Below are 21,191 nucleotides of genomic sequence, written 5' to 3'. Positions count from 1 at the left end.
AGCATGTGAATAAATGGGACGTTAAATACGCAGTTATACACAGCTATTGTTTTAATTTGTCGGTCAGTTCATTAATCTGAGCTTGTACTTGCGTATCGTTCGCGAAGAGTTTTGATATTTTTTCATGCGCATGAATGACCGTCGTATGATCACGGCCCCCAAATTTCTCACCGATTTTAGGTAAAGATGAATCGGTCATTTCTCGAGACAAGTACATCGCAATTTGTCTCGCATGAGCAATCGATTTGGTTCGTTTCTTCGCTTTAAGCTCTTCAACTTTAAGCTGAAAATAAGCTGCGACATGAGATTGGATATCTTCAATGCCGATCATTCGAGGTTTTGCGCTTGGGATGATGTCTTTTAAAGCTTCCGCTGCTAAGTCTGCATTCATATCTTCATTAATGAGCGATGAATACGCGACTACCCGTATGAGGGCCCCTTCTAATTCCCGGATGTTCGTATCAATTTGATTCGCAATGTAAAGCATAACTTCGTTAGGAATATCTAACATATCTGCTTTTGCTTTTTTACGAAGGATTGCAATTCGAGTTTCTAAATCTGGTGGAGTAATGTCCGTAATTAATCCCCATTCAAATCGTGATCGCAGACGGTCTTCAAGTGTTGGAATTTCTTTTGGAGGTCGATCACTTGAGATAACAATTTGCTTAGAATCCTCATGCAAAGCATTAAACGTATGGAAAAATTCTTCTTGAGTCTGTTCTTTTCCAGCTAAAAATTGAATATCATCGATCAGTAAGACATCGACATTTCGATATTTATTTCGAAAGTTGTCACCGCGATTGTCACGAATCGCATTAATAAACTCATTCGTAAATTTTTCAGATGACAAATAAACGACTCGTGCGCCTGGGTTGTGCTCAATAACGTAATGACCAATTGCATGCATTAAGTGGGTCTTTCCAAGACCTACTCCCCCGTAAATAAACAAAGGGTTATAAGCTTTTGCAGGTGCTTCTGCAACAGCTAACGAGGCTGCGTGTGCAAAACGGTTCCCAGAACCGATCACAAACGTATTAAATGTATATTTCTCATTTAAAGGCGCATCTTCACGAACCATTTGTTTCGTATTGTTTTGTTCGGTTTGTTTCACAGATGGTTGCTTTGTTTCTTGCTCTTTAGCTGTCGATTCTTCATAAACTTGTTCACTTGGAATCACAAATTTAACGCTATACGATGTCCCTGTAATTTCTTCAACCGTATTGGCAATAATGTCGGAATACCGATCTTCCAACCAATCTTTTGCAAACTCATTTGGAGCTGCAATTAAGAGTGTATCGTTTTCTAGACGCATTGGCTCTGTAGCTTTTAACCACGTCTCGTAGCTTGGTTTACTTACACGTTCCTTAACCGTTTGTAACGTTTTTTCCCATAGGTCTGCCAGTTGCTCCAATGTTAACCGTCCCCTCCCTTACGTACGTTCACTGCGAACCCCACTATAATAAAAAAACTTCCCACGACAAACAAAGTAGATGAGGTGAAGGAAGCATTAAAATAACGTCAATCATGTATCGTTCATCCACAGGTCTAGATGAATGAAGATAACAGCTTTTACAACAATTATCAACACCCTTCACAAAGATGTGCATAAAGTTGTTCAAGGCTGTGGAATGTTATCCACACAGTTATACACAGGCTGTGGATGAAGCGTATTTCAATTCCGGACTTTTCAAGAAAACATGTTAATCATATCAAAAAAAATCAAGCGTAGCAACGGTAAGTAGAAAGGTTATCCACAAAAAGAGAACTGAAGTGCACAAGCTGTTGTCCACAGAGCGGTATATGTGGAAAAGCTGTCAGTAACATTGTCGAAAAAACCAACGTGTTGTCGAAGTTATTTTTTGAGGCTGTGGATAACGGAAATCGGCAAACGAACACAAAACGAATGCTTGGAGAATAAAAAAGAAGGATTTTTACGGAGCTTGACATATTCGTCTGTATGTCTGTATACTTTTTTAGAATGCCTGAATAAGGATTTGATTTTGAGGAGGTGGCTTACGATGTCAAAGAAAACATTTCAACCGAATAATCGTAAGCGGAAGAAAGTTCACGGTTTTCGTTCTCGCATGAGCACGAAAAACGGTCGTCTCGTTCTTAAGCGTAGACGTCAAAAGGGACGCAAAGTTCTTTCCGCATAAGGCCACTGGATTTCAGTGGTCTTTTTTCTCATTTGAAGAAAGAGCTTCTCAAATTACATAGATTAGGATCAAACTGATAAAGAGGTTTTGTGATCGTTATGAAAAAAGCTTATCGAATCAAAGACCGCGACGAGTTCGCGATGATCTTTAAACAAGGGAAAACATCAGCAAACCGTCAATTTGTCGTTTACGTACTAGACAAGCCAGAACAGGAACATTTCCGAGTCGGATTTACGGTTGGAAAAAAAGTAGGCAATGCGGTAACGAGGAATCGTCTAAAAAGACAGATGAGAGAACTGATCCGCTTGAATACAACAAAGATTTCCCAAGATAAAGATTATGTCATTATTGCTCGAAAAGCTTTGCTTGATTCAGACTTTATCAGCGCAGAAAAAAGTTTAATCCACGTGCTAAAAAGAGCAAATGTGTGGAGAAACAGTTAACACCATTGCAAGTACGAAGATTTATTTATATCTTAAGAGATAGAGTATTTAGCAAGGAGGATGTGCACGGTGCGAAAGAAATTGACGCTGGCAGCAATGTTGATTGCGGTTACAGCTCTAATGACGGGTTGTTTTAGCCTAGACCAGCCGATGGACGGAAATCCAGATGGAATTTGGGACACATTTTTCGTATTTCCCCTCTATTGGCTCATCATAAACATTGCAGGTGCGACTGGTGAGAATTACGGTTTAGCGATTATCGTCGTTACATTAATTTTACGCTTGTTAATCTTGCCACTCATGATTAAACAAACAAAAAGTACGAAGGCAATGCAGGAAATTCAACCTGAATTGCTGAAGCTAAGAGAGAAATACAGTGCGAAAGACCAAAAGACCCAACAAAAACTGCAACAAGAAACGATGAATTTGTTTACAGAGAACAGCATCAACCCGTTAGCAGGTTGTTTGCCTCTATTTATACAAATGCCGATTCTGATTGCCTTTTATCACGCGATCATGCGTACACATGAAATTCGTTTGCACGATTTTCTTTGGTTCCAACTCGGTGAGCCAGACTTTATTCTACCGATTATCGCTGCAATTACGACATTCTTACAACAGAAGATGATGATGGTTAATAACATGAACCCGCAAATGCAAATTTTGCTGTACATGATGCCAATCATGATCGGGGTCTTTGCCTTCTTCTTCCCGTCAGCTCTTGCATTGTACTGGGTAGTCGGTAACATCTTTATGATCGTTCAGACGTATTTCATTACAGGACCTTCAGCGCAAAGGAAAAAAGAAGAAAAGAAAGCGGGAGGAGCTAAAAAATCGTGAAAACCATTTCGGTGTCAGGGAAAACGATTGAAGAAGCGTTAGAAAATGGGCTTACACAATTAGACGTTAATCGTGAGCAAGTTAATTACGTGGAGATCCAGTCACCGACGAAAGGTTTTTTAGGTCTTTTTAGTAAGCCGGCAATACTAGAAATTACTGTAAAGCCGGATCCGTTTAAAGAAGCCAAAACGTTTTTAGAAGACGTACTAAAATCGATGAATGTGACATTGACGGTAACTATTGAGAAACACAAAAGCCAAGAAGCGACTTTTGACATTCAAGGAAAAGATGTTGGAGTTATCATTGGAAAGCGTGGTCAAACACTGGAATCATTGCAGTATTTGACGAACTTAGCGGCAAATCGACATTCATCGAAATACGTCAGAATAACACTTGATGCAGAGAACTATCGTGAACGTAGACAACAAACGTTAGAGAACTTAGCATTACGACTTGCTCACAAAGCGAAGAAAACAAAACGAAAAGTTGTTCTCGAGCCGATGCAAGCGAAAGAGCGTAAGCTTATTCATCAAACGCTCCAAAAAGACAGAGCGATTGAGACCACTTCAGATGGGAAAGAGCCTCATCGCCATGTCATTATTGCGCCTAAAGTTCGCTAGTTTAAAAGACCATACCAAACGGTGTGGTCTTTTTTTTATGGTTATGCAACGGACATGGATCGGTTTCGCCTTAGAATCTAGAATTGAATAATCATAACAGTGAATCATTTTAGACTTAACGATGAAAAGCTACATTTCCATGATTATTGGGTTTTATAGTGAACTTATCGCGTCTAAAGCTTCTGACATTTTGTCAATACTAAAGAAACCGGCAAACAATTATCACCCTTTAGGAAACGTTTATGAGGGCATAATCTATGACAGCGAAAGTTGAGCATTAACTGCTTGTAGACTAAATTGCAACTGAGCTATGAGAACTTGCTCACAAGTACAGCACATATCGGGGTACTATTTTGACATGACCTGCACTTGAACGTTGTGCAGTGATGGATAGTCACGATTAAATCATACTGCCCTTCAAAACTCTTTGTTGACTGAGACATTTTGTGACATTCCTAAAGAAAGTCGTTGGTCTATTTCGACAAAAACCTACATATGGGGATAACTGTCACAAGCAGGAGGGATTCCCCACATGTGGATAACTTCGTATCGGAAAGTTGTCCACACAAGGATAGAGATTTACGCGCTCCTATGGTATCCTTAGGAGATGTGAATAACTATTTTTTCACGGAGGTGGAATGGATGGAATTTGATACAATTGCAGCAATATCAACGCCTCCTGGTGAAGGTGCAATTGCAATTATTCGAGTTAGTGGTGATCAAGCAGTAGAGATTGGCGATCGTTTGTATCGTGGGAAAAACAAGTTACAAGCAGTTGAATCTCATACAATTCATTATGGTCACCTTTACCAACCAGAACAAGAAGTAAAAATCGAGGAAGTGATGGTGAGCGTTCTTCGTGCACCGAGAACTTTTACTCGTGAAGATATGATTGAAATTAACGTACACGGCGGGGTCGTATCCGCAGATCGTATATTACAGCTCGTTTTAAGCCAAGGAGCGAGATTAGCTGAGCCTGGTGAATTTACGAAGCGAGCGTTTTTAAATGGGCGCATCGATTTGTCACAAGCAGAAGGCGTTATGGACATGATTCGTGCTAAGACAGACCGAGCGATGAATGTCGCGATGAAACAAGTCGAAGGACGGTTAGCCGGTCAGATTAAACGCCTACGACAACAACTGTTAGAAGGAATTGCTAGTGTTGAAGTGAACATTGACTATCCAGAATATGATGCGGATGCAGTGACATTACAACATTTGCTTGAGCAAATTCATGCCGTTGATCGCGAGATTGATGAGCTGTTGCAAACCGCAAAACAAGGACGGATACTTCGTGAAGGTCTCGCAACGGCAATTATTGGCCGTCCAAATGTCGGGAAGTCCTCCCTTTTAAATACTCTCGTTCAAGATGCAAGGGCAATTGTAACAGATATTCCAGGAACGACTCGGGATGTGCTTGAAGAGTATGTCAACGTAAACGGTGTGCCGTTACGTTTAATCGATACAGCAGGAATTAGAGAGACAGAGGATGTTGTCGAACGTATTGGTGTGGAACGTTCACGTCAGGCGTTGCAAGATGCAGAGTTAATTTTACTTGTGTTTAATGCAAATGAACCGCTAACGAAAGAAGATCAAGCATTAATTGAAGCGAGTCGTGGATTTGAGACGATTGTCGTTCTTAATAAAATGGATTTGGAACGCCGTCTTGACCGAGAGCAACTGACAGAATGGATTGGTGACGTACCCGTTATTACGACATCATTTCTTCAAGAAGAAGGAATTAATGAGCTAGAACAAGCGATCAGTCAACGCTTTTTCCATGAAGGTGTCGAGGCCGTTGAGATGAATTATGTTTCAAATACACGGCACATTGCTTTGTTAAATCAAGCAAAAGCATCCATTGCAGAAGCCAAATCAGCAGCTGAAGCAATGATGCCTGTAGACATGGTACAAATTGACGTAACAAGGGCTTGGGAACAGCTCGGTGAAATCGTAGGTGAGACAGCGCCAGATCAATTAATTGATCAGTTGTTTTCACAATTTTGTTTGGGGAAATAAGGAGGTAGAAATCAGTGGCTTTTGAACAACAATATGATGTTGTTGTCATTGGTGCAGGGCATGCCGGCGTTGAAGCTGGACTTGCAGCTGCTCGAATGGGTGCATCAACATTAATGTTAACGTTAAACTTAGATGCAGTCGCTTATATGCCATGTAACCCGTCAGTCGGAGGACCTGCTAAGGGCATCGTCGTTCGCGAGATTGATGCTCTCGGCGGTGAAATGGCTAGAAATATAGATAAAACACACATTCAAATGAGAATGTTAAATACCGGTAAGGGTCCTGCCGTACGCGCTCTGCGTGCACAAGCAGATAAATTCGAGTATCAACACGAAATGAAGAATACTCTTGAAAACACAGAGAATTTAACGCTCCGCCAAGGGCTTGTTGAGCGTCTTATTGTTGAAGATGGTGAATGTAAAGGTGTCGTCACGAACACAGGCGCCCATTACCTTGCGAAGTCGGTCATCGTAACGACAGGAACGTATTTACGAGGCAAAATCATTATCGGCGACCTTGCGTATGAAAGCGGACCGAATAATATGCAACCGTCGATTCAACTGTCCTATCACTTGCAGGAACTAGGGTTTGATATGGTTCGATTTAAGACGGGGACGCCACCACGAATCAACGGAGACACAATTGATTACTCGATGACTGAGATTCAACCTGGAGATGAGGTTCCACGGGCGTTTTCGTATGAGACAACAAAGTATATTACCGATCAATTGCCTTGTTGGCTTACGTATACGAACTTAACGACGCACGGATTAATTAACGACAACTTGACTCGTTCACCGATGTACTCAGGAATGATTGAAGGGACAGGACCAAGATATTGTCCATCCATTGAAGATAAGATCGTTCGTTTCCATGATAAAGATAAGCATCAAATCTTTTTAGAGCCAGAAGGCAGGAATACGAATGAAGTCTATGTACAAGGGTTATCAACATCGTTACCTGAAGATGTGCAATATGACATGTTGAAGACGATTAAGGGACTTGAAAATGCGCGGTTAATGCGACCGGGATATGCAATTGAGTACGATGCAATTGTCCCAACACAATTGTGGCCAACACTTGAGACGAAAAAAATTAGTGGTCTGTTTACTGCGGGTCAAATTAACGGAACATCGGGCTATGAAGAAGCTGCAGGTCAAGGATTAATGGCAGGAATTAATGCAGCAAGACGTGTGCAAGATAAAGAAGGAATTATTTTAGGTCGCTCAGATGCCTATATTGGCGTGTTAATTGATGATCTCGTTACAAAAGGAACGAATGAACCATACCGTTTGTTAACGTCAAGAGCAGAGTATCGTTTGTTGCTAAGACATGATAATGCTGACTTACGATTAACAGATGTTGGCCATGAAATTGGCCTAATTTCCGCTGAGCGTTTTGAGCGTCTACAAAATAAAAAAGAACAGATTGCAAATGAACGCAAACGACTGTCAAAAACGATTATTAAGCCGAGTGAAGAAGTTGAAGTTGTTCTTCAAAAGAAAGGTTCGACAACGATGAAAGAAGCATTATCTGCAGACCATCTGTTGAAGCGACCACAACTTGCTTATGAAGATCTTGAAGCGATTCTCGGAGTTAATGAAATGCTTGATGCAGACGTGAAAGAACAAGTAGAAATTCAAACGAAGTATGAAGGCTATATTAAGAAGCAACTTGAACAAGTGGACCGTCTCAAAAAGATGGAACGTAAGCGAATCCCTGAGTGGATTGATTATGATGACATTCAAGGGATTGCAATGGAAGCTCGTCAAAAGCTTAAAGAAGTACGTCCATTATCAGTCGGTCAAGCGTCTCGCGTTTCAGGTGTAAACCCTGCTGATATTTCAATTTTACTCGTTTATTTAGAGCAAGGAAGGCAAAAGCGCACGTCGTAATTACGAGGCAGGCTGTATTGAACGGCCTGCCTGTTTTGCCTAAAAAGGAGGATGTTTATGAATCAGTGGAAAAAATGGTTGAAAGAACTTAATCTGACGCTTTCAAAAGAACAAGAACAGCAATTTGAAACGTATGCTCATGAGCTCGTCGAGTACAATAAAAACGTTAATTTAACGCGAATTACAGATAAAGATGAGATTTATGAAAAACATTTTTACGACTCATTGTTAGCGAGTCAATGTTATGAATTTGACCAAGTTGAAACGATGATTGATGTGGGTGGTGGGGCAGGTTTTCCAGGGATGCCTTTAAAGATTGCTTACCCAAACATCAAACTCACTGTACTTGATGCGTCTAAAAAGCGTATCCAATTTCTAGAGCATTTAGCTGACGTATTGAACATAGACGGCGTTTCATTTGTGCACGCAAGAGCAGAAGATGGTGCAAGAGACGTTAACCATCGAGATCAATATGACGTTGCAATTGCCCGTGCAGTTGCTCGGATGCCAGTTCTTGCAGAATATTGTCTACCCTTTGTTAAACCACAAGGTGTATGGGTTGCATTGAAAGGCAAAAGTGGTGCAGAAGAAGCTGACGAAGCACAAGAGGCGATACGTTTATTACAAGGAAGTGTCGCGGACCAGCATTACTTTGAACTGCCTTCAGAATCTAGCGAACGAAGAATATATGTTGTCGGAAAAAAAGATGTAACTCCAAAAACCTACCCGCGTAAAGTCGGCACAATTACAAAAAAACCTCTTGGATTGTAATCGGTTCGACACAAAACGTGTGAACAATTTGAGTTTGCATGGTAAAATGAAATGAGATGAACAGCGTGAGGGGGGAGACGGTGAAAAGTTCTATTCAGCGTTTTTTCGGTTTTGGTGAAGAGTCTAAAAGCAGCGAAATAGAAATAAAGGATGAGAAAGGGCACCATGAAGAGGTCCGTCTTATTCCAGTCACTGATATCGTACCGAATCCGTTCCAACCTCGTACGATTTTTTCAGACGAGAAAATTGAAGAGCTTGCAAGAACGATCCATACCCATGGAATCTTGCAACCAATTGTTGTGCGAGAGCGAGAGGGTAAGTTTGAACTCATTGCCGGTGAAAGACGTTGGCGTGCAGTACAATCATTAGAATGGACCGAGATTCCGGCACTCGTTAAAGAGTTTAACGATGCACAGACGGCATCACTTGCCTTAATTGAGAACTTGCAGCGTGAAGAATTAACCGTCATTGAAGAAGCGAGAGCATATAAACAATTAATTGATTGGCATTCGCTTACTCAAGAAAGCCTTGCCCAACGATTAGGGAAAGGCCAATCAACGATTGCGAATAAATTGCGACTGTTATCGTTGCCAGAATCAGTACAACAAGCATTATTAAACCGTCAGATTAGTGAGCGCCATGCCCGGGCACTGATCCGCTTAAAAGAAGACCCTTCTCTTCAAGAACAATTGCTTCAAGAAGTTGTGGAGCACGGTTACAATGTGAAACAAACGGAAGAGGCAGCGGTTCGGTTACTTGAAGCAAAAGAACCTTCGGACGAGCCTAAGAAAAAGCGCGCTCGAAAGCAACATTTTCCTAAAGACATGAGAATTGCTATGAATACAATTCGTGAGTCACTTTCAATGGTTGAGAAATCAGGAATGAATGTTGATAGTTCTGAAGAGGAACACGATGAATATTATCAATTTACGATCCGAATTCCCAAGAAGTAATCTATCATTATCTGTAATGGTAGGTTGCTTTTTTGTTCGGTTTCTTGCGCTTTTCTTGTTCAATGCTAGAATAAAAGAAAATGATCTCTTTTGTGGAGGGTGGTGGGCAGTTTGGCGAAGGTAATTGCGATTGCGAACCAAAAGGGCGGTGTTGGTAAGACAACAAGCTCGGTTAATCTGAGTGCTTGCCTTGCTTATATAGGAAAGCGTGTACTTCTCGTCGATATTGATCCTCAAGGAAATGCGACGAGTGGAACTGGGATTGAAAAAGGCGACCTTGATTATTGCGTCTACAATTTACTAGTAGACGATCATGATGTTCAAACGCTCATTCACCCGACAGTCGTTGAGAATTTATTCGTTATTCCAGCAACGATTCAGCTGTCCGGCGCTGAGATTGAACTTGTTCCGACAATTTCTCGGGAAGTTCGTTTGAAAAAGGGGTTAGCCCCTATTGCGAACCAATTTGATTATATTATTGTTGATTGCCCACCATCATTAGGATTATTAACGATTAATGCATTGACTGCAGCGGATGCAGTACTGATTCCTGTGCAGTGTGAATACTACGCGTTAGAAGGTTTAAGTCAGTTATTAAACACCGTACGCCTCGTACAAAAGCATTTAAATTCTTCACTAGAAATTGAAGGCGTATTACTAACAATGCTTGATGCGAGAACAAATCTCGGCTTACAAGTCATTGAAGAAGTGAAGAAATATTTCCAAGATAAGGTGTTTAAGACGATTGTGCCAAGGACGGTACGCTTAGGCGAAGCACCAAGCCACGGCATGCCAATTATTTTATATGATCCGAAGTCACGAGGAGCCGATGTATATTTAGAACTTGCAAAGGAAGTGGTTACAGGTGCCTAAAGGTCTGGGACGAGGTTTGCAGGCTCTATTTCCGAATGAAGAACAAGACGTGGATCTTGAACAAGTACAACGTGTACCGATTAAGGAGTTACGAGCAAATCCTTATCAACCACGGTCGTCTTTTCATGATGAAACGATTGAAGAATTGTCACAATCGATTCGAGAGCATGGCATTGTTCAACCATTAATCGTCCGACAAGGTATTAAAGGCTACGACATTGTTGCAGGGGAACGACGATTCCGAGCGGCAAAACGTTTGGACATGAAACAAGTTCCTGTCATCGTTAAGGAATTAAGCGATGAAGACATGATGGAAATTGCGCTGATTGAGAACTTACAACGAGAAGATCTTAATCCTCTAGAAGAAGCCATTGCTTATAAGAAATTAATTGAGCAACTTGGCATGACGCAAGAGAAGTTAGGACAAAGAGTCGGAAAAAGTCGCCCATACATTGCGAACCATATGCGCTTGCTTCAACTCCCAAGTGGTGTTCAAGAGTTGATACGTGAACGAAAGCTTTCAATGGGACATGGTCGAGCATTGCTCGGGATGCATCTTAAAGAGCATATTCAAGAAGCAGCAGCCATCGTCATACGAGATGAGTTAAATGTTCGAAATACGGAAAAGCTTGTTCAAGAATTTAACGAACGTGGTACGATGAATAACCCCCCTGAAAAAGAACAAAAGAAGCCGTTTCATATTGAGAAAACGGAACGTGAATTACAAACGTACTTCGGAACTTCTGTAACGATTAAAAAGGGGAAACATAAAGGAAAAATAGAAATCGAATTTCTCACTGATGATGATTTGTCGAGAATTCTTTCGTTACTCGGTGAGGAAACTGATTAGCCATCGATCTCGATGGTTTCTTTTTTTTAGAATGGAGAACAGAGTATGGTACTTATTGGGACGTTAGTAAACGGTGCAGCCATCTTAGTCGGTTCACTAATCGGGTTAATGTTAAAGAAAATCCCAGAGCGCATGAAGACAATTGTCATGCAAGCGCTCGGTTTGGCCATTGTTATACTTGGCATTTCAATGGCTCTTGAAGGCGAGCAATTCCTAATCACGGTCGGTTGCTTAGTCATCGGTGCAATATTAGGGGAGTGGTGGCAGATTGAGCAACGTCTCAATGATGCTGGAGATTGGATTGAACAAAAAGTCGGTCCAAAAGGCGGGGAGTCACAGTTTGCTAAAGGATTTGTAACTGCATCTCTCGTCTACGTTGTTGGAGCCATGGCTGTTCTTGGAGCACTCGATAGTGGATTGCGCTTGGATCACAGTTTACTTTATACAAAGGCGATGCTAGATGGTTTTACAGCGGTGCTCTTTTCTTCAATCTTTGGGATCGGTGTCCTCTTCTCACTCGTGCCGGTTGTCCTATATCAGGGGGGAATTGCACTGTTAGCCGGTCAAATTGATCGTGTCGTTCCTGCTGAAATGCTTGATCATTTTATTCTTGAAATGACGGCTGTTGGCGGCATTATGATTATTGCAATCGGGCTTAGAATTCTAGGTTTACTTCATATTAAGGTTGCGAATTTACTGCCAGCGTTGCCGATCGTTTTTCTCTGTGTTGCGGTGATACATTACGTATAAAAACCATTTTGGTTTATCTGGTAATGACAAAAGATTCCTGAAAGGAATCTTTTGTCGCAACTGTGATGGAATACCCGTATTGAAGATTACTACAATGAGGCGTATACTAATAAATAGAACGACCGAGTGTTTTGATTGCACGAAGGTTTTTTGAACGGATAGCTCTCTTTTGGAGAGTTATTTTATTTTTGTTTTATAGCAAGGGGAAGAGAGAAAGAAGGATTAGTTATGGGGAAACTCATCGCAGATTATTCGATGTATGGGAGAACATATTTTTTTAAACGTCTCGGTTTATTTTTGGCAGGGCTACTTGTGATGGCATTTGGAGGCAGTTTGATGATCAAATCATCCATGGGGACAGCTACGTGGGACGTGTTACACATTGGACTTGCGAACTTAACGCCACTTAGTATTGGTGTTTGGGTTCAAATCATTGGAATTATTATGATTGCGATTGCTTGTTGGATGGAACGGGAGTGGCCACAAGTCGGAAGTATTTTAAATATTATTCTCGTCGGACTTTTTCTTGATATGTGGCTATTATTGCCAATTGCAGAGTGGATGAGTGCAACTTGGCAGCTTGTCATTTTGTTATTTATCGGTATTGTGTTGATCGGGCTAGGATCAGGAATGTATGTGTCAACGCGTCTTGGTGCGGGTCCTCGTGACGGTGTGACGCTAGCGGTTGCGAAACGTTCAGGTTGGTCGATCCGTTCCGTACGAACAATATTAGAAGGTTGTGCCCTCCTTCTCGGTTGGTTAATTGGTGGACCTGTTGCATTCGGGACATTTTTGTCGGTATTTCTAATTGGTCCAGTTATGCAATCGTCATTATTCTTTTGGCGAAAGCAAGTCGCAGGCTGGCAAGACCACGCAACATCAATTCGACAGGAAGCTACACCAATTGCCTAACGACTACATGATTCGTGTAGTTGTTATCTTTTATTGAAAGCGCTAACAATACTATCCTTACGGTAAAAAGGATGATAAACTAATAAAGATGATTAAAATAATCTTACTTTTCGTAACTTTGGGAGTGATTGGGGAATGGCGCATAAAGCATTGCACACTGACAAAGATTTGTTGAAGAAAGATCAAAAGCATTTTCTACATCCGACTTCGAATCCGAAACAACAAGCGAAATCTGGGGCATCGATTGTTTTGCGTCGTGGTCAAGGCATTTACCTTGAGGATATTGAAGGCAAGCGTTACATCGACGGGCTATCAAGCTTGTGGAATGTTAACGTTGGGCACGGAAATAAGGAATTGGCACAAACGGCTTTTGAACAAATGGAAACACTCGCTTATGCATCATCGTTCAAAGGTTACTCAAATCCTTCAGCAATTAACCTTTCTGAGAAGTTAGCAGAAATTGCACCAAACGGATTAAATTCGGTGTTCTTTACTTCTGGGGGCTCAGAATCAAATGATACAGCATTTAAACTTTCCCGTTTCTACTGGGAACAAGTTGGCAAACCAGAAAAGAAAAAAATAATCGCCTTAGAACGCTCCTATCATGGTGTGACGATTGGTGCGCAGTCGGCGACGCATTTACCAGCGTTTCATGCATTTTCAGGGTCTCACATGAACGATGTGTATCATGCAGTGCCACACCTTACGGATTGTGAGCGGGGCAATAAAGATGCGGATCATTATGAGCGAAGTATTCGAGGTGTTATCGAACGTGAAGGTAAAGAAACCGTTGCTGCCGTAATTATTGAACCGATCCAAGGTGCTGGAGGTATTTACGTACCACCTGCTGGTTATTTGGAAGCGGTGCGTAAGCTTTGTAATGAGTATGATATTCATTTTATTGCCGATGAAGTCATTTGTGGCTTCGGACGTACTGGAAGCATGTTTGCTGTCGAGCATTGGGATGTTGTTCCTGATTTCATGTCAGTTGCTAAAGGCATTACAAGCGGTTATGCTCAGCTTGGCGGCGTCTTAATTCACGACAAAATTCGCAAAGTGATTAATGATTTTGATGGCGTACTGGCACATGGATTTACGTATAGCGGTCATGCAATGGCTTGTGCAGTAGGCCTTAAAAACATCGAAATTATTGAACGCGACGGACTTGTTGATCGTGCGAAAGAGATGGGCGAGTATTTCGGTGATCGTTTAGAAGAATTAGTTACTAAACATACATCTGTCGGCCTTACGAGAGGGATGGGTCTTCTACGTTCAATTGAACTGTTCAAAGATTCGAAGTCATTTGAGCGCTTTGACCCTCAAGATAATGCAGCTGAGAAATTGTACCAACATTGCTTCGATCGAGGCCTGCTCGTTCGAACCTCTGGAGGGAACGGCATTAACATTATCCCGTTAGCTCCACCGTTAATCATTTCTCAGCCTGAAATTGATGAACTGATAGAACGCTTTAGCGCAGGCATTACAGCGTTTGAAGCTGAGCTTTAAGAGTAAGTAAACGCCTCAACATTCAATGTTGGGGCTTTTTAGTGTTGGTTTGTGCTTGAGGTTAATAACTGTGAAGTTTCTGTAGTAAAGACGGTACGTGTTGGTCTTGTCGTATGGGTATGGAGGAGTCTGTCCATCGTAAGCAACGCATTGGCAGCCCATTCGGCCATCTGCATCACAAAGTACAATCGTGTATTCTGTAACGTTACATGTTCCATCATACCGCTCACATTGACTGTCCCCGTCATATGCATATCACCCGCTTCAGGTAGACGTTTATGAACTGCGCTACCGGGATGAAGGGGACCAGAAGCAAACGTAACCCGTCCGACGTTTTCTGCTCTTCCCATGCTCGCATCAACCGCAATGAGCAAAGCAAGAGGGTGTTTTTTTTCGATGTCTTCAAGGGTTTCTTTAAGGTTTAGCGCATGAACAGGATTTTCTAGTGTCCCGTATACGTGCATACGTCGTTCACTGTTCTCTTTAATAATTGTGCCAACTAGAGGTCCAAACGCATCCCCTGTGGAACGATCGGTACCGATACAAAGAAGGACAATCGTATGTCGTTTTGTAGAGCGTAGAATTTCCTCATACATCAGATGTCCCAATGAATCACTAGACGGATGCTCTTCAAAGTAAAATGGATAAGAAAACACCTTTTCTTTAAAAAATGATAGCTTCATGGACATACCTCTTTCTCCCAAAACATACTAGTCCCAGTATAGGAACTTTTTTCAAAGACTATACAACGGGTTGAATAAGGGGAGAATAGTATGATCGGTCGTGGAATAAAGTGGATGCTTTTATTAACAGGAACGATGATCGGAGCAGGGTACGCTTCTGGTCGAGAAATATGGCAATTTTTCGGCGCAGATAGCGTCGTTGCAATCCTATTATTCAGCGGACTGTTCATGATCTGCTCGTATGTAATCTTAAAGCTAAGCATTTCTTTGAAAGCGGAAAACTACGTCGTTGTTTTAGAAGCATTGCTTGGAAAACGGCTTGCAAAAGCGTATGACAAGCTCATTATTTTGTATCTGTTCCTTACGACTGGAATTATGATCTCTGGTGGAGGTGCAACACTTCAGACGTTCGAACTCCCCTATTGGTTTGGAATTGGCCTCATGTGCATTTTGCTTGTCGTATTGTTTATCTGGGACCTGGACGGGTTAACGTCTGTGAACAATTTTTTGACGCCAATGCTGATCATCTGCCTTGTTGTTATTTTGATTATCTTTCAATGGACGAGCGAAGGCGGCTTTTCATTAGAGTGGGGAGCACAAAGCAACTGGCCATCAGCTTTAACGTTTACAGCCCTTAATTTACTTCCCGTTGTCGCTGTACTATCTGCGATTGGTACGAAGATTGAACATAAAGGTGAGGTATGGATTGCTACGATTGGTAGCGGTTTAATTTTAGGAGGAGTGTCATTAATTTATAATCAATCGTTACTTAGGGTAGCGGATGATTTACTGCTCTATGAAATTCCGTTATTCTCGATTTTAAGTTCCTATCCGTCGATTTTAGTTTTTGCAATGACGATCCTTTTATGGACAGCCATCTTCACAACGGCTGCTGCCAACATCTTAGGTTTAATTAGTCGCTTTAAAAATTTGTTTACTGCACCTGGGTGGCTGTTAACGTTCGTCATTGTCACTGCTTTGATCCCGATGACAACGTTCGGATTCTCAACATTGGTTGGTTTTTTGTATCCTCTTTATGGGATGCTGAATTTATACTTGTTAGGCTCCGTTTTGCTCTTCCCTTTTCTCCAAGAAGACCAACCGAAACTGCGCTAGAACGAAGGTTACAAGTTATGGTATAATACGAAAGGCTTCCGATCTTCGGAAGCTTTTCTATATGTATGTAATGAATCTTTAATAGAGGGGGCGAATGCCTTGACGGAGACTGATTTTCAACTGAAAGACATTGTGGAAATGAAAAAACCTCATCCGTGTGGGACGAACCGTTGGAAGATTATTCGTATGGGAATGGACATTCGCATTAAATGTGAAGGTTGTGATCATAGCGTCATGATCCCGAGAAAGACATTCGCCCGTAAAATGAAAAAGGTGCTTGAACGAGCAGAGTAAAGGAAGTGACTATACGATGGCTTTAACAACAGGAATTGTTGGCCTACCAAACGTCGGTAAGTCAACGCTTTTTAATGCAATTACCCAAGCAGGTGCTGAAGCAGCGAACTACCCATTCGCAACAATCGACCCGAACGTCGGAATCGTTGAAGTACCTGATCACCGTTTACAAGTTCTTACTGAACTTGTAAATCCAAAGAAAACAGTCCCAACGACATTTGAATTCACGGACATTGCTGGAATTGTAGAAGGTGCTAGCAAGGGTGAAGGACTTGGGAATAAATTCTTATCTCACATTCGTGAAGTTGATGCGATTACTCACGTTGTCCGTTGTTTTGATAATGATGACATCACCCACGTTTCGGGAAGTGTTGATCCTCTAAGAGACATGGAAGTGATTAACTTAGAGCTGATTCTCGCTGACCTTGAAACGGTTTCAAAACGTCTTGAAAAAGTAAACAAGCTCGCCAAAACGAAGGACAAAACAGCGATTGCTGAGCAATCGGTTCTCCAAAAAATCGTCGATGCACTTGAGGCAGAAAAGCCAGCGCGTTCAGTCGATCTTGACGATGAGGAGCATAAGCTTGCTAAGGGTTTCCAACTGTTAACGTTGAAACCAGTCCTTTATGTCGCAAATGTTAGCGAAGAAGATCTCTTGTCTGACGAAGATAACGAGTACGTCGCTCGCGTTCGTACCCGTGCAACGGAAGAAAACGCAGAAGTAATTACGATATGTGCAAGCATTGAAGCTGAAGTTGCTGAACTAGAAGGCGACGACCGCCAAAGCTTCCTCGCTGATCTTGGCATTGAAGAAGCAGGACTCGATCGCTTAATTCGTGCAGCTTACGCTCTTTTAGGTCTCTCCACATACTTCACTGCTGGAGAACAAGAAGTTCGCGCGTGGACGATTCGTAAAGGCACAAAGGCACCACAAGCCGCAGGCGTCATCCATACCGACTTTGAGCGAGGATTCATCCGTGCCGAAGTGGTCGCATATGAAGACCTTAAAGAACTCGGTTCAATGACGAAAGCAAAAGAAGCCGGTAAAGTCCGCCTTGAAGGAAAAGACTACGTCGTACTTGATGGCGATGTTATTCACTTTAGGTTTAATGTGTAAAAGCTCCCGTGTGGGAGCTTTTTTTATTATAACGACTCGTGCGGTAATGAGTTTTAAGGGTGAGTTAGGCGACTCTTAGCTGTAGAGTCATCAGTCAATGCTTGCACTTCTCTTGCTTTTAAAATGCCTCTTGGCTTGTTTATTCGCGAATAAACGGATTCATAAGCACCAGCCTTCACTTCATATGTTTCGTGGAAAATGCCTACGGCTTCGCTTTTTGCTGACTTTTTGTAGAAATTGATCCACGCTTCTTTATGGGTTTTACCGTGTGCATAATCGAGGAGCTGATCGATGCTTTCCCAATATTGCGTCAGAACAATCGTGCGACTGCCAAGTGTAGTGTCTTGTGACAAGAAGCCTATACTTTTATCTGCATACAGCTCTTGAAGCATCGGTCTCATGGCCATAAATACTGGCCACCAATTTTTTACGTCCCACCATTTGTTAATTCTCATTCCGATGATGAATACGACAAGATCTTGATCGTTACGCGTACTTATTCGCTTTTGCATTGAATACTCTCCTTTGTTTTTTGGCACCAACGTAGTTCGGCTTGAGCAATTTCCTTACCGTAATTAAGCGTGTACAGCCAAAATTCAGAATCATTATGGGTTTGGATGTTCTTTTCAATGGTGTGATAGACTTCGAGCTTTTCACTTAGCATTTGTCCTTGTTTATCTAGGTGCTCAAGCGCTTGTTCTCTTTGCATCTCCAGTCCGAAAAATAATTTCACAAGCAATTCATTACGCATAACAACAGTTTCATTTACAGGAGCAGTAAGCCATTCTTCGAGTTTCTTTTTTCCGGCGGTAGTGATCGTATACTCTTTGCGTTCAGGTGTTCCATCAGCTTTAACGACAGATTGGGTAGCGTATCCATCTTCTACTAACGTTTTCAGCGCAGGGTAAATTTGACCGTAACTCATTTTCCAAAAGTGACTAAAGCTGGCGTCGATTAAGTTTTTTATGTCATATCCGGTTTTGCACTCGGACGTGAGTATCCCTAAAATGATCCATTTTGTTTCTGTTTTCATTCTACACCCCTATATCTATATGATATGTATCTTAAAGATATATATTAATGTCTGAAAAGTCAATATTATTTTGGGTTACGGCAGGTTTTCATCGTTTGCTGTCGAAAACTTGTTCATAGAAGGAGGGGATCTATGATTGAGTGAATATGTAAAGGCGTTGAGAGCACCTGAACAAGTTTGATTGTTTGTAGAAGCGTTATCCCATCGGTTACCACAAGAGAATAACGGCATAATCCTTTAAGTAGAAAACAGGCTGCGACGAGCACAAGCAGGTTTTGCTGGTGAAAGGCAACTTGGATTTCACCTCAAAAGTGTAGACCGCCAACCGAAGCCCTTCTAGTAGTCGACAACACTCGCCTCGTAAGTGAATCTGCGTTTCAACTCGATTTTTTGGTGTTTATATTAAGTTATATACTCATTCTTGAAGTCAAACGCATTCATGGATTTGTTCATTTCGGAGAATACGATCAATTCATGCGTGTAGACACGAATATTGAGATGTTTCCAAATCCTCTTGAGCAATGTCTTCGACAAGAACACTTGCTAAAAACATTCCTTCAGCATTAAAAATTACCTGAACATTTACCCTTATTCAGTCGTGCTAATTTTACGTCACATAAAACAATTTTAAGTGTATCTGAGTTTTATAAAGAAACGGTCCTAGCACGAGTTTGGCGGAGCGAAACTGTCCACCTTGCATGGTTCAGCCCATTAAAGTCGTTTGGTCTAGCTTTTGGGGATCTTCAGGGTGAAATGTATTGTGAACGCTGTTTCGGATTTACACTTCAAAGAGAAAAATGGCACACGTATTGGACGTGCTATCACTGTGGAGAAAAGACACGTAAGCCATACTGTATGAGCTTTCAGAAAGGCAACTTGGTAAACAAAAACAGACAAAGTACAAGTTAAAGATGCCAATAACATGAGAACCTTAGCTTTATGTGGTTTTTAAGCGTATTATCGCAAAATGAAGCTGACAACATTAAGATCGCCACATAGCTGAACTTTTGTTGTCCCGAACCACTTAAACCACGCCCCCACAACCTCGCTCGTACACTTCTTACCTATATAAAAATTCCAACTTGTGATTGCGCACGTTTCCTGATAGAATTGATTGTTGTGAGTATAGAAATGGGATAACCCGTTTTATTGCTCCTTGCTCTTACTTAATGAAGTGAGGGCCGTTTAGACCAAAGGGAGGTGACTAGAATGCGTAAATATGAAATTCTTTACATTCTTAGCCCACAGTTGGACGAGGAGTCAGTGAAAGCTGCTAATGAGCGTTTCCAAAAGATCCTTACAGACAACGGTGCTGAAATCACATCAGTTGATGAAAAAGGAAGACGTCGTCTTGCTTACGAAATCAACGATTTCAAAGAAGGCTACTATGTAATTACAAAAGTTAATGCTAACGCAGCAGCGGTAAACGAGTTTGACCGTCGTGTTAAGCTAACTGATGATGTTATTCGTACACTTGTCGTTCGCGAAGACGACTAATTGATAGATAAAAGGGAGGGTTACGCATGATTAATCGCGTTGTGCTTGTCGGCCGGCTCACCCATGACCCGGAGCTTCGTTACACGCCGAATGGAGTTGCAGTTGCAAACTTTAGTATTGCTGTGAATCGACCGTTTACGAACCAGCAAGGAGAGCGTGAAGCGGACTTTTTCAGCTGTGTTGTGTGGAGGAAGCAGGCAGAAAACGTGGCAAACTACTTGAAAAAAGGAAGTTTGGCAGGGATTGATGGCCGCTTACAAAGCCGCAGCTTTGAAAACCAAGAAGGCAAGCGCGTGAAAGTTGTGGAAGTTCAGGCTGAAAGCGTTCAGTTCCTCGAACCGAGAAACTCCCAAGGGAGCGGTGGAGGCGGCGGTGGTTTCCAACAAGGCGGAGGCTACGGCCAAAGCGGTGGAGGCTACAGCCAGAATGGTTCTTACTCTCAAGAGCCACCACAACGTCAATCATCGAACCTGAACGACGATCCATTTTCTAATGATGGAAAACCGATTGATATATCGGACGACGATTTACCATTTTAAATTGAAAGGAGCGAGACCACATGGCACGTCGTAGAGGCAAGCGTAGAAAGGTATGTTATTTCACGGTAAATAAGATCAAGCGCATCGACTACAAAGATCTTGATCTTCTCCGTAAGTTTATCTCAGAGCGAGGAAAAATTCTTCCTCGTCGTGTGACTGGTACTTCTGCGAAGTATCAACGCAAATTGACGATCGCGATCAAGCGTTCACGTCAAGCAGCACTTCTTCCATACGCGAAAGAAGTTTAAGAATGTGTTCAAGGAAGCCGTCATCTCATTAGTAGATGGCGGCTTTTTTCACGTATACTTAAAGAGCATTACCTTT

24 protein-coding genes are annotated in these 21,191 nt (G+C 41.8%); 20 read left to right on the top strand and 4 right to left on the bottom strand.

What is annotated here, in order from left to right:
* Positions 1-43: 43 nt before the first annotated feature.
* Positions 44-1,411: a chromosomal replication initiator protein DnaA gene (gene dnaA, locus JOD17_RS17680; RefSeq protein WP_204699333.1), complete on the bottom strand. Its 1,368-nt coding sequence runs from the start codon at positions 1,409-1,411 to the stop codon at positions 44-46.
* 607 nt (positions 1,412-2,018) lie between these two features.
* Between dnaA and rpmH the strand changes: the two genes are divergently transcribed.
* The 13 genes from rpmH to JOD17_RS17615 all read left to right on the top strand — a co-directional run bounded on the left by rpmH (position 2,019) and on the right by JOD17_RS17615 (position 14,588).
* On the top strand, positions 2,019-2,156 hold the full coding sequence (gene rpmH / locus JOD17_RS17675; RefSeq protein ID WP_042358041.1) for a 50S ribosomal protein L34: 138 nt from the start codon (positions 2,019-2,021) through the stop codon (positions 2,154-2,156).
* 98 nt (positions 2,157-2,254) lie between these two features.
* The gene (gene rnpA / locus JOD17_RS17670; protein WP_042415103.1) at positions 2,255-2,599 is read left to right on the top strand and encodes a ribonuclease P protein component; all 345 of its coding nucleotides are present in this window, start codon (positions 2,255-2,257) and stop codon (positions 2,597-2,599) included.
* Between the two features lie 69 nt (positions 2,600-2,668).
* On the top strand, positions 2,669-3,439 hold the full coding sequence (gene spoIIIJ / locus JOD17_RS17665; RefSeq protein ID WP_042414445.1) for a YidC family membrane integrase SpoIIIJ: 771 nt from the start codon (positions 2,669-2,671) through the stop codon (positions 3,437-3,439).
* The gene (jag, locus tag JOD17_RS17660) at positions 3,436-4,059 is read left to right on the top strand and encodes an RNA-binding cell elongation regulator Jag/EloR (protein WP_204699331.1); all 624 of its coding nucleotides are present in this window, start codon (positions 3,436-3,438) and stop codon (positions 4,057-4,059) included. The genes spoIIIJ and jag overlap by 4 nt, the downstream gene beginning before the upstream one ends.
* 642 nt (positions 4,060-4,701) lie before the next feature.
* Positions 4,702-6,078, top strand: a complete 1,377-nt coding sequence (gene mnmE, locus JOD17_RS17655) for a tRNA uridine-5-carboxymethylaminomethyl(34) synthesis GTPase MnmE (protein ID WP_042358047.1) — start codon at positions 4,702-4,704, stop codon at positions 6,076-6,078.
* Between the two features lie 14 nt (positions 6,079-6,092).
* A complete protein-coding gene (gene mnmG, locus JOD17_RS17650; protein ID WP_204699329.1) occupies positions 6,093-7,973 on the top strand; it encodes a tRNA uridine-5-carboxymethylaminomethyl(34) synthesis enzyme MnmG in 1,881 nt (626 codons plus the stop codon).
* Positions 7,974-8,030: 57 nt separating this feature from the next.
* Complete coding sequence (rsmG, locus tag JOD17_RS17645; protein ID WP_338028824.1) at positions 8,031-8,744, top strand: 16S rRNA (guanine(527)-N(7))-methyltransferase RsmG; 714 nt, start codon at positions 8,031-8,033, stop codon at positions 8,742-8,744.
* A gap of 80 nt (positions 8,745-8,824) precedes the next feature.
* Complete coding sequence (gene noc / locus JOD17_RS17640; RefSeq protein WP_420827950.1) at positions 8,825-9,697, top strand: nucleoid occlusion protein; 873 nt, start codon at positions 8,825-8,827, stop codon at positions 9,695-9,697.
* Positions 9,698-9,808: 111 nt separating this feature from the next.
* Complete coding sequence (locus tag JOD17_RS17635; RefSeq protein WP_042358049.1) at positions 9,809-10,570, top strand: ParA family protein; 762 nt, start codon at positions 9,809-9,811, stop codon at positions 10,568-10,570.
* Complete coding sequence (locus JOD17_RS17630; RefSeq protein ID WP_204699326.1) at positions 10,563-11,420, top strand: ParB/RepB/Spo0J family partition protein; 858 nt, start codon at positions 10,563-10,565, stop codon at positions 11,418-11,420. The genes JOD17_RS17635 and JOD17_RS17630 overlap by 8 nt, the downstream gene beginning before the upstream one ends.
* A gap of 45 nt (positions 11,421-11,465) precedes the next feature.
* Positions 11,466-12,170, top strand: coding sequence for a DUF554 domain-containing protein (locus JOD17_RS17625; RefSeq protein ID WP_204699325.1), 705 nt, complete (start codon positions 11,466-11,468; stop codon positions 12,168-12,170).
* 228 nt (positions 12,171-12,398) lie between these two features.
* Positions 12,399-13,082: a YczE/YyaS/YitT family protein gene (locus tag JOD17_RS17620; protein ID WP_239575696.1), complete on the top strand. Its 684-nt coding sequence runs from the start codon at positions 12,399-12,401 to the stop codon at positions 13,080-13,082.
* A gap of 135 nt (positions 13,083-13,217) precedes the next feature.
* Positions 13,218-14,588, top strand: a complete 1,371-nt coding sequence (locus JOD17_RS17615; protein WP_204699324.1) for an aminotransferase family protein — start codon at positions 13,218-13,220, stop codon at positions 14,586-14,588.
* Positions 14,589-14,626: 38 nt separating this feature from the next.
* Here JOD17_RS17615 and yyaC read toward each other — a convergent pair whose 3' ends face one another.
* Positions 14,627-15,271, bottom strand: a complete 645-nt coding sequence (yyaC, locus tag JOD17_RS17610; protein WP_204699323.1) for a spore protease YyaC — start codon at positions 15,269-15,271, stop codon at positions 14,627-14,629.
* A 90-nt stretch (positions 15,272-15,361) separates the two neighbouring features.
* Here yyaC and JOD17_RS17605 point away from each other — a divergent pair, with 90 nt between their 5' ends.
* From JOD17_RS17605 to ychF, 3 genes are all read left to right on the top strand, one after another.
* A complete protein-coding gene (locus tag JOD17_RS17605; protein ID WP_204699322.1) occupies positions 15,362-16,387 on the top strand; it encodes a YkvI family membrane protein in 1,026 nt (341 codons plus the stop codon).
* Positions 16,388-16,486: 99 nt separating this feature from the next.
* Positions 16,487-16,681, top strand: coding sequence for a DUF951 domain-containing protein (locus JOD17_RS17600; protein ID WP_042358055.1), 195 nt, complete (start codon positions 16,487-16,489; stop codon positions 16,679-16,681).
* A 16-nt stretch (positions 16,682-16,697) separates the two neighbouring features.
* Positions 16,698-17,798 (top strand): redox-regulated ATPase YchF, encoded by a 1,101-nt coding sequence (gene ychF / locus JOD17_RS17595; protein WP_204699320.1) that lies wholly within the window; start codon positions 16,698-16,700, stop codon positions 17,796-17,798.
* Between the two features lie 53 nt (positions 17,799-17,851).
* Here ychF and JOD17_RS17590 read toward each other — a convergent pair whose 3' ends face one another.
* The gene (locus JOD17_RS17590; RefSeq protein ID WP_204699318.1) at positions 17,852-18,310 is read right to left on the bottom strand and encodes a DUF4188 domain-containing protein; all 459 of its coding nucleotides are present in this window, start codon (positions 18,308-18,310) and stop codon (positions 17,852-17,854) included.
* On the bottom strand, positions 18,295-18,831 hold the full coding sequence (locus tag JOD17_RS17585; protein ID WP_204699316.1) for a PadR family transcriptional regulator: 537 nt from the start codon (positions 18,829-18,831) through the stop codon (positions 18,295-18,297). Before JOD17_RS17585 ends, JOD17_RS17590 begins: the two co-directional genes overlap by 16 nt.
* 297 nt (positions 18,832-19,128) lie before the next feature.
* On the opposite strand from JOD17_RS17585, the gene JOD17_RS21870 reads away from it, so the two are divergent.
* The 4 genes from JOD17_RS21870 (at position 19,129) to rpsR (ending at position 21,115) form a co-directional block, all read left to right on the top strand.
* Positions 19,129-19,398, top strand: a complete 270-nt coding sequence (locus JOD17_RS21870; RefSeq protein ID WP_204699357.1) for a nuclease-related domain-containing protein — start codon at positions 19,129-19,131, stop codon at positions 19,396-19,398.
* A gap of 642 nt (positions 19,399-20,040) precedes the next feature.
* Positions 20,041-20,328 carry a 30S ribosomal protein S6 gene (rpsF, locus tag JOD17_RS17575; RefSeq protein ID WP_042358059.1) on the top strand — a complete coding sequence of 96 codons (288 nt, stop codon included), beginning with the start codon at positions 20,041-20,043 and terminating at the stop codon, positions 20,326-20,328.
* A gap of 26 nt (positions 20,329-20,354) precedes the next feature.
* On the top strand, positions 20,355-20,867 hold the full coding sequence (gene ssb / locus JOD17_RS17570; RefSeq protein WP_042414474.1) for a single-stranded DNA-binding protein: 513 nt from the start codon (positions 20,355-20,357) through the stop codon (positions 20,865-20,867).
* A gap of 20 nt (positions 20,868-20,887) precedes the next feature.
* On the top strand, positions 20,888-21,115 hold the full coding sequence (rpsR, locus tag JOD17_RS17565; RefSeq protein WP_042358060.1) for a 30S ribosomal protein S18: 228 nt from the start codon (positions 20,888-20,890) through the stop codon (positions 21,113-21,115).
* Positions 21,116-21,191 lie beyond the last annotated feature (76 nt).

Source organism: Geomicrobium sediminis (assembly GCF_016908595.1).
In the GTDB taxonomy this organism is placed as follows: domain Bacteria; phylum Bacillota; class Bacilli; order Bacillales; family Marinococcaceae; genus Geomicrobium_A; species Geomicrobium_A sediminis.
The sequence above is the reverse complement of the archived record's forward strand: the minus strand, read 5'-3'. Positions and strand labels throughout refer to the sequence as shown.